Annotated in this window: 8 protein-coding genes and 8 pseudogenes; 12 read left to right on the top strand and 4 right to left on the bottom strand. The window is 41.9% G+C overall.

All coding sequences use genetic code 11. From position 1 onward, the window contains the following. Positions 1 to 119: 119 nt before the first annotated feature. From mntR to JCM13188_RS04645, 3 genes and pseudogenes are all read right to left on the bottom strand, one after another. A pseudogene (gene mntR / locus JCM13188_RS04655) lies at positions 120 to 515 on the bottom strand (transcriptional regulator MntR). Positions 516 to 590: 75 nt separating this feature from the next. Next, positions 591 to 1,390 (bottom strand): annotated as a pseudogene (zupT, locus tag JCM13188_RS04650) (zinc transporter ZupT). Positions 1,391 to 1,681: 291 nt separating this feature from the next. Then, on the bottom strand, positions 1,682 to 2,017 hold the full coding sequence (locus tag JCM13188_RS04645; RefSeq protein WP_054752452.1) for a hypothetical protein: 336 nt from the start codon (positions 2,015 to 2,017) through the stop codon (positions 1,682 to 1,684). Positions 2,018 to 2,136: 119 nt separating this feature from the next. On the opposite strand from JCM13188_RS04645, the pseudogene JCM13188_RS04640 reads away from it, so the two are divergent. Further along, positions 2,137 to 2,663: pseudogene (locus tag JCM13188_RS04640) on the top strand (gamma carbonic anhydrase family protein). A gap of 221 nt (positions 2,664 to 2,884) precedes the next feature. Here the strand turns inward: JCM13188_RS04640 and paaX are convergent. Then, a complete protein-coding gene (gene paaX / locus JCM13188_RS04635; protein WP_054752450.1) occupies positions 2,885 to 3,706 on the bottom strand; it encodes a phenylacetic acid degradation operon negative regulatory protein PaaX in 822 nt (273 codons plus the stop codon). A gap of 231 nt (positions 3,707 to 3,937) precedes the next feature. Here paaX and paaA point away from each other — a divergent pair, with 231 nt between their 5' ends. From paaA to JCM13188_RS04580, 11 genes and pseudogenes are all read left to right on the top strand, one after another. Further along, on the top strand, positions 3,938 to 4,918 hold the full coding sequence (gene paaA / locus JCM13188_RS04630) for a 1,2-phenylacetyl-CoA epoxidase subunit PaaA (RefSeq protein ID WP_054752449.1): 981 nt from the start codon (positions 3,938 to 3,940) through the stop codon (positions 4,916 to 4,918). 15 nt (positions 4,919 to 4,933) lie between these two features. Then, a pseudogene (gene paaB / locus JCM13188_RS04625) lies at positions 4,934 to 5,292 on the top strand (1,2-phenylacetyl-CoA epoxidase subunit PaaB). Next, positions 5,289 to 6,097, top strand: a pseudogene (gene paaC, locus JCM13188_RS04620) (1,2-phenylacetyl-CoA epoxidase subunit PaaC). The pseudogenes paaB and paaC overlap by 4 nt, the downstream one beginning before the upstream one ends. Before the next feature lie 51 nt (positions 6,098 to 6,148). After that, positions 6,149 to 6,601, top strand: a pseudogene (paaD, locus tag JCM13188_RS04615) (1,2-phenylacetyl-CoA epoxidase subunit PaaD); the annotation flags it as partial. 178 nt (positions 6,602 to 6,779) lie between these two features. Further along, positions 6,780 to 7,096 (top strand): annotated as a pseudogene (locus tag JCM13188_RS04610) (EthD family reductase). Beyond that, a pseudogene (locus JCM13188_RS04605) lies at positions 7,077 to 7,849 on the top strand (enoyl-CoA hydratase/isomerase family protein). Before JCM13188_RS04610 ends, JCM13188_RS04605 begins: the two co-directional pseudogenes overlap by 20 nt. A 3-nt stretch (positions 7,850 to 7,852) precedes the next feature. Beyond that, positions 7,853 to 8,629, top strand: a complete 777-nt coding sequence (locus tag JCM13188_RS04600) for an enoyl-CoA hydratase/isomerase family protein (RefSeq protein WP_054752445.1) — start codon at positions 7,853 to 7,855, stop codon at positions 8,627 to 8,629. An 18-nt stretch (positions 8,630 to 8,647) separates the two neighbouring features. After that, positions 8,648 to 10,165, top strand: coding sequence for an aldehyde dehydrogenase family protein (locus JCM13188_RS04595; RefSeq protein ID WP_054752443.1), 1,518 nt, complete (start codon positions 8,648 to 8,650; stop codon positions 10,163 to 10,165). Between the two features lie 174 nt (positions 10,166 to 10,339). After that, positions 10,340 to 11,545 (top strand): thiolase family protein, encoded by a 1,206-nt coding sequence (locus JCM13188_RS04590; protein WP_054752533.1) that lies wholly within the window; start codon positions 10,340 to 10,342, stop codon positions 11,543 to 11,545. A 22-nt stretch (positions 11,546 to 11,567) separates the two neighbouring features. Next, positions 11,568 to 12,533, top strand: a complete 966-nt coding sequence (locus JCM13188_RS04585; RefSeq protein WP_054752441.1) for an NAD(P)H-dependent flavin oxidoreductase — start codon at positions 11,568 to 11,570, stop codon at positions 12,531 to 12,533. Between the two features lie 142 nt (positions 12,534 to 12,675). Continuing rightward, positions 12,676 to 13,071, top strand: coding sequence for a thioesterase family protein (locus JCM13188_RS04580; RefSeq protein WP_054752440.1), 396 nt, complete (start codon positions 12,676 to 12,678; stop codon positions 13,069 to 13,071). Positions 13,072 to 13,097 lie beyond the last annotated feature (26 nt).

The following is a 13,097-nucleotide window of genomic DNA, read 5'->3' as shown; positions in this document are numbered from 1 at the left end:
ACGGCTAAACCAATTTTTGCACCTTCATAAGCTGGTCCTAGGTCGACAAATTCACCTCGTGTTTTTTATAAAGCTCACCATGAGTTGTTGGCATCCATGGTGATAGTCCAATCAATCATCTAAATCCTCGCGATATTTGAAATATTGTTTTTAATCTCTGGGTGATCCTCGAAAAAGCGAATGAGCGATGAAATGCAGAAGGTCGTTTTCTTTTCCGATATGATGCTCAATCCCTTCTACTTCTTCGTAAATATTTTCAGAATCTATTTCAAACACACGGAAAAAATCTTCAAGAGTCTGGTGTTTATCCACGATGTCTTTAGCTATTTTTTGCCTTTTGACGTTAAGACAAATCCGCGATATTTTTCATAAACGCCAAGACCTTGACGATCCAATCGTTTCATCATTTTAGTCACAGAGGAAGGTAGGACATCTAGGTGTTCTGCTATATCGGTTGCGCGTGCGTAGCCTTTTTCTTCAAACATCAAATAGATAATCTCTAAGTAATCCTCCATGTTGGGTGTTGTAGCCAAACAGCTTCCTCCTTTAACGATCTCTTTATCTTTATTTTAGATTAAACGGACAAGTTTTTAAATAAATAATAAAATACTTAAGGCCATAATAGCCATTCCACTAATGACTCCGTAAATTGATACATGAGTTTCGTCATACTTTTTAGCGGCTGGAAGTAGTTCATCAAGAGAAATAAACACCATAATCCCTGCGACTCCAGCAAAAATAATCCCGAACATAATGTCATTTAAATACGGCATCAAAATTAAAAACGCAACTAATGCTCCGATTGGTTCTGATAAGCCAGATAAAAACGATAATTTAAAGGCTTTTTTACGACTGCCAGTTGCGTAATAAACGGGAACGGAGACAGCGATTCCCTCGGGAATATTATGAATCGCAATTGCTACAGCAATCGCAAGTCCTAGCGCAGGGTCTTGCAAAGCAGAAGTGAATGTCGCAATCCCCTCAGGAAAGTTGTGAATTGCAATCGCAATAGCTGTGAAAGTCCCCATTTTAAGTAAGGCAGGGTCTTTTGGTTCTTTATTCATATCTTCAACTTTCTTCAATTCATGTGGATTTCCTTGTTTCGGGATAGAATGGTCAATTAGAGCAATCAGTAAGATTCCTCCGAAAAATCCTGCAACTGTTAGCCAGTTACCCTGGACTTCTCCCATCGCAGCTACTAGTGATTCTTGAGCCTTAAAAAATATTTCAATCATCGATACGTAAATCATCACCCCGGCAGAAAATCCAAGTGTGAATGATAAAACTTCGTGTTTGTGGTGGTGGTTAAGAATGCAAGCAGGCTGCCGATACCTGTTGCAAGCCCCGCCATCAATGTTAGCCCAAAAGCAAGTAATAAGTTCTCTGTCATAGTTGGTTCCTCCTGTTCTAATTACACTTTCATGGTGGACAATATGTTTCCTTTAGGAAACTTTTTGACTAAAAAAAAGTAACTGCAAAATCTAATTTAATGATATGCCTATTATTTAAAAAGCGTGCTTATATTTACATAAAAGTTTCATTTGAGACCGAATGTTTCCTTTAGGAAACTATAACATAAAATTTTAGATATGCAATAAGGTAGGGCTAATTTTCTTTAGTGCAGTTACATTGGATTGTTTTAATGGGACTTCTTATGTAATGTTGATTCATATCTATATAATTACTCTCCATAAGCAACCAGGTAGTAATGTTGCACTCCATTTTGTTCTACTATTAAAAGATCACGCCTCTCTTTGGGGGCGAAAATTTTAGTACCAATTGGTAAATGATTTGACATACCCTTTTCGATTTCTCCAATTTGTTCACATTTAGTTAACTGAAGATCCTTAGCCCAGTTCACCTTTGTGTATACTCGGTTATTAAATTCAAAATATTTAGCATCGGGGTTTAACTCAAGGACTTGATTTACGGTTAAGGCACCTTCATAACCCTCACCAGGGTACTGGTGGCAGGCCATCAAGAAGGTGGTTGCGATTATAAGCCATAATCGTTTCATTGGAATCCCTCCAGTAGTTTAGTCGATTGATGGGTTTAAAGGTTACAGATATTATGCTTTTAAAACGCATTATTTAATTTATGTTATATTAAAAATAGAAACTAAACGGGAGGGGTAAAATGATTTATCGTTACAAAGACCAGTCCCCACGAATTCACAACTCAGTGTTTATCGCAGATGATGCTAAGATTATTGGAGATGTTGAAATAGGCGAAGGTTCCAGTGTGTGGTTCAACGTTACCATCCGCGGTGATGAGGGCCCCATTCGAATTGGCAAGCGTTGTAATATTCAGGAGAACTCGATGTGCCATTTATACGAACAGTTTCCATTAACCATGGAGGATGAGGTTTCCATTGGTCACACGCCATTGTGCATGGCTGTACACTTAAAAAAGGTGTACTTGTAGGTATGGGAGCAACTGTTTTAGATGGAGCTGAGATAGGTGAGTATTCTATTATCGGTGCGAACAGTTTGGTTCCATCTGGCAAGGTTATTCCACCACGATCACTCGTGCTCGGTTCACCAGGTAAAGTTGTGCGTGATCTAACCGATCAGGATCTAGAAATGATTGAAGAGACGATTAATACTTATGCCAATAAGGGTCGTGAGTTTCAAGACCCAGAAGTATTTGAAAGAATTAAGTAAGGTAAAAGCCCAACCTTGAGTGGTTGGGCTTTATGGTTATTATCTAAATTTTGTTTTTATTATCCAGAATCGGTAGTTTATTATCTGATTTTAATATTTATTATCTAAAATCGAAGTTTTATTATCTATTTTTTCATTTTATTATCTAATTACGAGACGAGATTTATTAAACTATATTCTTGGTTCCCGAAACGATAATCGAGCACCGCTAAACGACAGTTCTATTCAAACACACTTTCAAAAAACTGAGTCGCACGAGGCTGAAGCAAATCATGATAGTCATTAAACAATGTCGCGGCTGAATTTCCTAACCATTGATTAGGAAGTAATTCCTCAGGCAAATCTGGGTCAATGAATAAGAATTTCCGGTATTGGTGAACGAGAGAAGCGCACTTTACGAAGCATGCCCCGTCACTGATCGCACCTTTTTCGATTAAGTTTTTATCAATATAATACTTCTCGCTATATTCCTTAATGAAATCAGAATACTTTTGATTGACATCCTCTAGGTCCCAACATTTATCGACTAAGCTCTGCGGTGTGCTCATACCTTCATACGTCGATTTGAAATAGGTAATGTAATCCGCAATCTCATACTTATCAACTAACCTATGTATTTGTTCATCAAGTGGGTTAGGGGTAATCCAGCAGCTATTTGATAGATTTCCAAATCCACTCCAAACAAGCTCTTTACGAAGTTCGTCTCTCAAACTGCGTTTATTTTCTGGGATATTATAGACTAGCATACGCCAGTATCCATCCCACTTTTGGGACTCGAATTTATAGATGCGTTTTGAGGCCTCTTCCATGCGTGCTTTTCCTTGTTCAGTTAAAGAATAGTAGCTTCGATTACCACGTTTCTCAGATTTTACCCACCCCTGCTTACTCATACGAGAGATAGCTGCGCGCACGGCCTGTTCATTGTGCCCGAATTCTTTTAATAATTTTATTAAACTACCGATCCAGATCACGCTCCCGTAATGGCGGACATAGTCTCCATATAACGTAAAAATCATAGACCGTGTGTTAAACTGTTTGTCCATTTCTGATGATCCTTTCCGTTCTTCATTTGTATCAATTTGAGACTAGTTTACTATAAACAAATAAATTATTCACGCATTTATTTTAAAGAAATGCACGAATGACACATGTTATGACAACATAAACTTTAGTGACTAAAGAATTAAATGTTTGAAAATTAAAAAATCTTATTGAATAATGTATAACGATTTGATACGATTACGTTAAATAAACGTATGATATGAGGTGACTATATGTATCATTACATTGAGTATGGTCCAACAGATGGTCCGCGTGATGATCAAGAGAAGTATGATCGCTTTATGGAACGAATTGAAGCGGGGGAGAAGATTGAAGCGGATGACTGGATGCCAGAGGAATACCGTGTTGCTTTAATTAAACTGATATCCATGCATGGCATTAGCGAAATTATGGGAGCGCTTCCAGAGAAAGAGTGGACACCTAAAGCTCCTACGATGAAGCGGAAGCTAGGCATTATGGCAAAGGTGCAGGATGAAATGGGACACGGACAGTTACTGCTTCGTGTCGCAGAGGATCTCATGAAGCCTTATGGCAAGACACGTAAAGACCTTATGGAAGATCTATTATCAGGAGATTTAAAGTTTCATAATGTCTTTCACATGCCAACGAAAACATGGGCAGATGCCGGCATGGTTGGCTGGTTAGTGGATGGAGCAGCGATTATATCTCAAACGAATATGCTAGATGCTTCATACGGCCCGTACCAACGAGCACTTCAGCGGATTTGCCAAGAGGAAGTTTTTCACGCGCAGCATGGTGAGGCGATTATTATGGCTTTAGCAGAAGGAACAGAGCATCAGCGTGCTATTTTACAAGAGTCACTCAATCGCTGGTGGCCTTCACTACTCATGTTTTTCGGCCCGGCATCAGCTGATACAACAGGATCATCAAAGCAGGACATTATGATTAAATACAAGATTCGTAAAAGTAATAATGAGGAGCTGCGCCAGGCTTTCTTAGATAAGTATTTACCACGGGTCTTTTCACTAGGATTAACGGTGCCAGATGAGACGGTACACTACGATGAAAAAGAAGAGCGCTGGGTTTATCAGCAGCCTGATTGGGATGAGTTTAAACGAATAATTAAAAATAAAGGTCCAAGATCAAAAGAACGCTTACGCCTAAGAGAAGTAGCTTACGAGAATAACCGCTGGGTGCGTCAGGCGTTATCAAAAGAAGCGATCGGTTCTTAGGAAGGAGCGAGGGGATTGGAAGAGACAAACGAGACGAGTTTTTATCAAGAATACGAAGTGTTTAGTAAAAAAAGTGTGAAAGCACCGATCCAGCATCAATTTAGCCTTCTTGCGCCAAATGAAGAAATGGCTCTATCTATGGCCATGGAGAACTTTATGCGCCGAGAAGATGTATTAGATGTTTGGGTGGTAAAACGCGATAACATCCGGGCGATGACGAGTGAAGAGCGCATGAACTGGACAAAGCGCTTAGACAATAAAGATTACCGTAGAACAAAAGGTACGGTTATTTAAGACAAAAGTGGAAGGAAAAAGAACAAGGCATGTTAGATGAGAAGGAAATTATGTCTTGGAAAGAGGTGAAGAAGAAATGATGGAATCAGCAGAAGCAGCAAAGCAAGATCAAACTTACTTGAACGCATTAAAAGACTTGTTATACCAACTCGCTGATGATGATTTTCTGATCTCTTTCCGCGGGTCTGAATGGCTCGGGTTAGCACCTCACATTGAAGAAGATGTCGCGTTCTCCTCAATTACGCAAAACACGATGGGCCACGCGCTGATGTTTTATAATCTACTAGAAGAGTTAGGGGATCAAGAAGCGGATTTCCTTGCCCATGAGCGTAAGCCTGAAGAACGAAAGAATGCCATTTACTTTGAGAAGAAAAATGGTGAAGGCCACTATACAGAAGAGCCTTATTACGACTGGGCCTTGACGGTTGTTCGTAACTTCTTCTATGAATCTTTTAAAAAGGTTAAGTTGGAAGCGATTACAAAAGGTTCGTATAAACCGCTTGCGAATGTCGCTGGAAAAGTATTAATGGAACAGCCATATCATTTAGCTCACTGGAGAATTTGGTTTAAACAACTCTATCAATCGACTGATGATGCCCGAAATAGATTGCAAGAAAGACTTGAAGAAGCGTGGGAACAGTGCGGCGATGTGTTTGAACTAGGAGCACATGCAGCGGAGCTGAGCACTTAGGAATTGTGGTGAGTGAAGACACCTTAAGAGAGCGCTGGTTAGAAGAGTTATCCAAAACCATACCAGAACTGCCAGCGAAAAACTTTGGCAAGAAGTATGGAAGCGGGAGGGATGGTGATCACACGCCAGACTTAAACCAAGCTTTAGAGATTTTAGCTGAAGTGTATGAAAGTGACAAAGATGCTGTTTGGTAGGAGGTGAGATGGAGTGAATCAACATCTTAAGGAAATCGAAGCTGTGTTAAAACAGTAGACGACCCAGAATTGCCGTCTGTTAGCGTGTTTGACCTTGGAATGGTGCACGACGTGAAGGTGATTGGAAGCCAAGTGTTAATCACGATGGTTCCGACTTTTGCAGGATGCCCAGCTTTAGATTTTATTAAGCGAGATGTTCAAAAGGCAGTTGGTGATTTGCCTTGGGTATCGGACTGTGAGGTTCACTTTTCATTTGAAGAAAAGTGGTCTACTGACGCCATTACAGATGAAGGCAAAACGCAGCTCAAAAAACACGGAGTCGCTCCGCCACCAGAGAACTACCAACCTGGTGAAGAATGGACGGTTGACTGTCCGTATTGCGGCTCGGACTATACATCAATGGAAAACGTATTCGGTCCAACCGCATGCCGCAGCATTCTCTACTGCACAAGTTGCCGCAACCCATTCGAAGCCATGAAACCAGTTGTGGATTATGTGTATTGATTAATGTAGGAAGTTAAGGAGAACGGTTTTTGTTTAAAAGGTGAGAAATCCACGACACTCCTGTGGGAACAGCGAACCAGGTGAGACCCCGCAGGGCATGAGCCCGAGGAGGCTCGCGGTTCGCCCACGGAAAGGGAGTGGATTTCTCAAATAAGACTATAATAAAGGAGTTTTTCAAATGGTTAAATTAATCGCGATTTACAAACAACCGGAAGATCCGGAGAAGTTCGATGAGCACTACTTCAACACACACACACCACTCACACAAAAATCCCGGGCCTACGCGACATGAAAGTTACTAAAATCGTCGGCTCGCCAATGGGTAAAACCGATTACTACTTGCTATGCGAGATGTTCTACGACGACCACGAATCCCTACAAACTGCCATGAAAACAGACGAAGGAAAAGCATCAGGAAAAGACGTTATGCAATTTGCCGGTGATCTCGTCACACTTGTCATAGGTGAAGAAGTCAATGTCGAAAAAGTACATTAATGCGTACATTGAAGACTCAGTTGGGGTGGTTCAACTCAACCGCCCTGACGTGTTAAACGCACTGAACCGGCAAATGGTAGATGAGATCGTTGAAACACTTGAGATGTACGACCGTGATGAAAAAGTAAAAGTCATTGTGGTGAAAGGAAATCAAAAAGTCTTTGCGGCAGGCGCTGATATTGAAGAGATGATGAACGAATCCCCTCTATCATTAGAACTTGCAGATCCTTTTGCCGTCTGGGACCGAATACAGCTCATTAACAAACCAATTTTAGCTTCAGTTAACGGGTTTGCCTTAGGTGGCGGGTTTGAGCTTGTACTTCACTGTGACATGATAATCGCGGGTGAAGAAGCAAAGTTTGGGTTCCCTGAAGTGAAGTTAGGCGTTATGCCTGGTGCTGGTGGCACACAACTTTTAACCAAAGCAATCGGGTCAAGAAGGGCTCTTGAGTGGATTTGGTTAGGTGAGTCAATGACCGCGAAGCAAGCGAACGAAATGGGCATTGTTAACCGGGTGATTGCACCTGAGCTCGTTGAGGAAGAAACGATGCGGGTCGCTCATCAACTAACAAAACAGGCGCCTATATCGCTCCGCCTCATTAAAGAATCGGTTAAAGCAGCCGAAGACTTACCTTTAATAGAGGGGATGAAGCTAGAACGGAAGAATTTTTACTTAACGTTTGATTCACAAGATCAAACTGAAGGCATGAAGCTTTTGCTGAAAAACGACCTCCACACTTTAAGGGGGTGTAGCGGTTGGAATTTGAAACGATTAAGTACAGTGAAAATCAAGGTGTGGCAACGATTACACTGAACAGGCCAAAAGCGTACAACGCTATTACTGAAGTCATGAATAAAGAGATTACGAAAGCACTGAAGGTTGCAAATAAAAGCAATGACATAAGGTGCATTGTGATTACGGGGGAAGGAAAGGCCTTTTGTTCGGGTCAGGACTTACAAGACGTTGGTGACGATACGAACCATGCTGAGTTTTTGCGTTCTCGTTATCATCCCATGATGAAGGCGATCAAGGCTACGCCGAAACCGATTGTAGCTGCGGTTAACGGAACAGCAGCAGGTGCTGGTATGAGCCTTGCTTTAGCAGCAGATTTCAGGTTGGTTCAGCCAAACGTTAAGTTTGTTAGCGCTTTTGTAGGAATTGGCCTGGTTCCAGATTCTGGATTTTTATATTTACTTCCAAGGTTGATTGGTTACGCGAAAGCGATGGAAGTCACGATTTTAGGTAAACCAATTACAGGGGAAGAAGCTTATGACTTTGGTTTAGCGACGGAACTAATCGAGCCTGATGAGTGGGATGAAAAGGTAGACGCTTTCTCGCAACATTTAGCGAGTATGCCGACAAAGTCAATTGAACTCGTTAAACGGTACATGATCGATAGCATGAATGAGTCGTTCGATGAATTCTTAGAAAAAGAAGCATTTGCACAGAGGATCGCGGGCCTTTCAGAGGATCATCACGAAGGCGTTCAGGCGTTTAAGGAGAAGCGAAAACCAACATTTATCGGAAAATAGTAAAGGAGTGAATCAATCATGGAAATGACTAAAGAAGCGATTAAACAAGTAGGAGACATGAAGCGTGATCATTACTCGATGATTATTAATGGAGAGCGAGTTGAGAGCAGTTCAGGTGAGACTTTCGATACTTTTGATCCAGCTAAGGGCGAGGCAATTGCAACTATTGCTAAAGCAAATGAAGAGGATGCGGAAAAAGCGGTTCAAGCAGCACGTAACGCATTCGATAATGGAAAGTGGCGCAAATATCCAGTCGGCAAACGTGCTCGTGTGTTAAATAAGATTGCTGAAATTATGCGTTCACGTTTCAACGAATTAGTAGAAATGGAAGTTTTAAATAGTGGTAAATCAATTGGAGCAGCGCAGGTTCAAGTCAACCAATCCATTGAAGACTTTGAGTTTTATGCAGGTGCGATTGTTGGTCACCGCGGCGAAGTGAACAACATGCCATATGGATTTTTTAACTATACGCATAAAGAGCCTGTTGGTGTTTGTGCGCAGATTATTCCTTGGAACTACCCGATGATGATGGCGGCGTGGAAGATAGCTCCAGCGATCGCAGCTGGGTGTTCAGTGGTGATTAAACCAGCATCCCTTACGCCAATTACAGCGATTATCTTAAATGAAATCTGTCATGAAGCGGGCGTTCCTGAAGGGGTTGTGAATACCGTTCCAGGTTCTGGTGCTGTTGTTGGTGATTACTTAGTGAAGCACGAAGACATTAACAAAGTCGCGTTTACCGGCTCAACACCGACTGGTAAAGATATTATGGAAAAAGCATCTCAAACGTTAAAACGCATTACACTAGAGCTTGGTGGAAAGTCGCCAAACATTGTTTTTGAAGATGCGGATATGGAAGCAGCGGTTGCAGGTTCATTATTCGGTATTTTCTTCAACACAGGCCAGTCGTGTGAAGCACGTTCTCGAATGTTCGTACATGAAGATATTTACGATGAGTTTATGGAGAAGTTTATTGAAAAGACGAAGAAGCTCCAAACTGGCGACCCATTAAATAAAGGAACTCATCTCGGTTCAATTATTAGCCGAGAGCAGTTAGAAGTCATTGATGGCTATGTTCAGTCTGCGATTGACGAGGGAGCAACGATTGCGACAGGCGGAAAGCCGATGTATCCTGAAGGCTTTGAAAATGGTCATTGGTATGAGCCAACCGTCATTACGGATGTCACACCTGATATGAAGGCAGTAAAAGAAGAAATTTTCGGACCGGTAGTGGTCGTTGAAAAATTCTCTGATGAAAAAGATGTCATCAAACGCGCGAATGACACGAAATACGGTTTAGGTTCGGCGATTTGGACGACAAACCAAGGTCGTGCAACCCGAGTCGCGCACCAAATTCAAGCCGGAATTGTTATGGTGAATAGCCCATTCTCAGCATTCCCAGGCACACCATTCGGTGGTTATAAGCAATCAGGCTTTGGCCGTGAGCTTACTGTTGAAACACTTGATTTATACATGGAAGATAAGAGCGTATTATCTTACTACGGTCCAAAACCACTCAATCCTTTCGGGGTTTAAAGTAATGAAATGGTCGAGGCATATTATGTCTCGACCATGTTTTGATAAAAAAAGTGGGTTAACGCCTATTGGGTGGAGGTTACGCCAATAGGATTGGGAAACACACCCGTAGGAAGGTGAAACACACCCATAGAAAATTTACATTCAATAACTTAAGAAGGTTGCGTGATTACGATGAAAGACGTTGTCATTGTAGATGCGGTCAGAACACCGATTGGCCGCTATAAAGGCGGGCTAAAACATGTTCGTCCTGATGATCTTGGGGCGATTGTCATAAAGGCATTATTAGAAAGGCAGCCCGGTGTGCCTGTAAGTGAAATCGAAGAAGTGGTTTTAGGCAATGCGAACCAGGCTGGTGAGGATAACCGTAATGTCGCTAGAATGTCTGCTTTATTAGCGGAGCTTCCGGTTGAAGTCGGAGGTGTAACCGTTAACCGGCTTTGTGGATCAGGCATGGATGCTGTTATGCAGGCTGCACGTGCGATTGTGGTTGGTGATGGTGATATATACATAGCGGGTGGTACTGAGAGTATGACGAGGGCTCCTTTAGTCATGGCTAAACCAGACCAAGAGTTTCCGCGTGGTAATAGAGAGCTTTTTGATACGACGATTGGCTGGCGCTTTACGAACAAAAAGTTAGAAAACATGTATGGTTCAGACTCTATGCCTCAGACGGCAGAGAACGTCGCCAAACGGTACGGGATAAGCAGAGAAGAACAGGATGAATTTGCTTTTGAAAGTCAAATGAAGGCAAAGCAAGCGATGGAATCTGGTAGGTTAAAAGACGAAATCGTTCCAGTTGTTTACCACGACCGAAAAGGGAATGAAATTGTGGTCAATCAAGATGAACACCCTAGGCCAACGACAACATTAGAAAAGCTTTCAAATTTAAGACCTATATTCGGCGAAGGTACAATTACAGCCGGAAATGCTTCAGGAGTTAATGACGGAGCATCTGCGCTATTGCTTATGAGCGCTGAAAAAGCGAAAGAACTCAACCTCAAGCCTTTAGCAAAATTCAACTCAGGAGCAACGATTGGGTTAGAACCTGCCGTAATGGGACTTGGACCAATTGGTGCGACGGCTAAAGCGTTAAAACGAGCGAATTTAACTGTAAATGACTTAGGATTAGTCGAATTGAACGAAGCGTTTGCCTCACAATCATTAGAGTGTATTAAACAAATTGGCATGAACCGAGAGATTGTAAACGTTAACGGAGGAGCAATTGCTTACGGGCATCCTCTAGGAGCAAGTGGGGCTCGTATTTTAACCACTCTTATTCACGAAATGCGAAAACGCGGAACGAAGTATGGATTAGCAACCATGTGCGTAGGTGTCGGACAGGGGATTGCGACCATCATTGAGAATGTAAGTGATTGATCAGAACCGAGGAGGACTAACTATGAACCCAGTTTGTGACTTAATTAACATTAAATATCCAATTGTCCAAGGCGGAATGGGGAATATCAGTAATGCCCCGCTAACAGCAGCTGTTTCTAATACGGGGGGGCTCGGAACACTTGGCTGCGGCACGATGACGCCTGAGGAAGTCGAGCTCAAAATTTTAGAGACGAAAAAGCTAACCGATCAGCCGTTTGCGATTAACATTGCCCTTGGTGTCACACCTCATGTGAAGGAGCTCGTCAAATTAGTGATTGACCATGACATTCCAGTTGTGTCGCTGTCTGCGGGTAACCCTGCTCCGTTTATCCCAGTTTTTCACGAGCATGGTATCAAAGTCATGACGTTAGTTGCGTCTGTTAAACATGCGAAGAAAGCTGAAGAAGCAGGAGCTGACATTCTAGTAGCTGAAGGGTATGAAGCGGCTGGGATCAATTCGAACCTCGAACTCACGACGTTCACACTCGTTCCGCAAATTGCAGAAAACGTCAGTGTTCCTGTTATCGCAGCTGGAGGTATTGGTGATGGAAAAGGGTTATCTGCTGCACTTATGTTAGGAGCAAACGGCGTTCAGATGGGCACTAGACTCATTGCGACTCAGGAGGCACCTTTTCATATCCATTATAAGCAAAAGCTACTTGATGATAATGGAACAGGCACTGTGATTGTCGGGCGTTCAGTTGGGCAGGTTCGCCGAATTTTAAAAACACCTTATGCAGAGAGGTTACATGATCTTGAAAGAGTCGGCATGAGTCAGGATGATTACCGCACCTTGACTTCAGAAGATCACCACTGCAAAGGAGCGCTTGAAGGTGATTTAGAAAATGGATTCTTAAATGGTGGTCAAGTATGCGGCCTCATTCAAGATGTACCAACCGTTCAGCAGCTTTTAACAGGCATGATGAATGAAGCGACTCAGCAGGTTGCAAAAGCTAAAGAGCTTCTGAATATTAACTTAACGAGTTAATATTCTAAAAATTCTAAAATCAAATTGACTGTTTTATGACGCAATGATAAAATAGCGTTGTAATAACGTTATATAAAATTTTATTGAATCATGTAAGCGCTTTTAATTAGAGCTGATATTTTTAATAAAAAGAGGCGATGGCATGAAGCAAGGAATGGATCTTGGTAGACAAGAAACAATTGAAATCGATGTAACTGATGATATGTTTGCGAGCTTTGAAGGGCAAGTAGTTCATCCTGTGTATTCAACTGTTGCCATGGTTTATCACATGGAATGGGTCTCGCGAAAAATCATTTTGCCATTTTTAGAAGAACATGAAGAAGGTATGGGAGCAGCCGTTGAAGTCAAGCACGTCGACGCAGCTCCAGCTAACTCAAAAGTTACGTTAACAGCAACACTTACGAAATATGAACACCCACAAGTAACCACATCCGTTGAAGCCTACAATAATGAGCAATTAATCGGTAAAGGCGAAGTCAAGCAAGTCATTTTACCGAAAGAATTAATTGAACAAAAAATCTCACCGCAAACTAGTTAAGTCACCCTGAAGTTTAGTTTTATAAA

Origin of the sequence: Piscibacillus salipiscarius JCM 13188 (assembly GCF_001311865.1) — a bacterium.
GTDB classification, from domain to species: Bacteria; Bacillota; Bacilli; order Bacillales; family Alkalibacillaceae; genus Piscibacillus; species Piscibacillus salipiscarius.
Note: the sequence above shows the minus strand (reverse complement) of the source record. Positions and strands in the feature narration are given on the sequence as shown.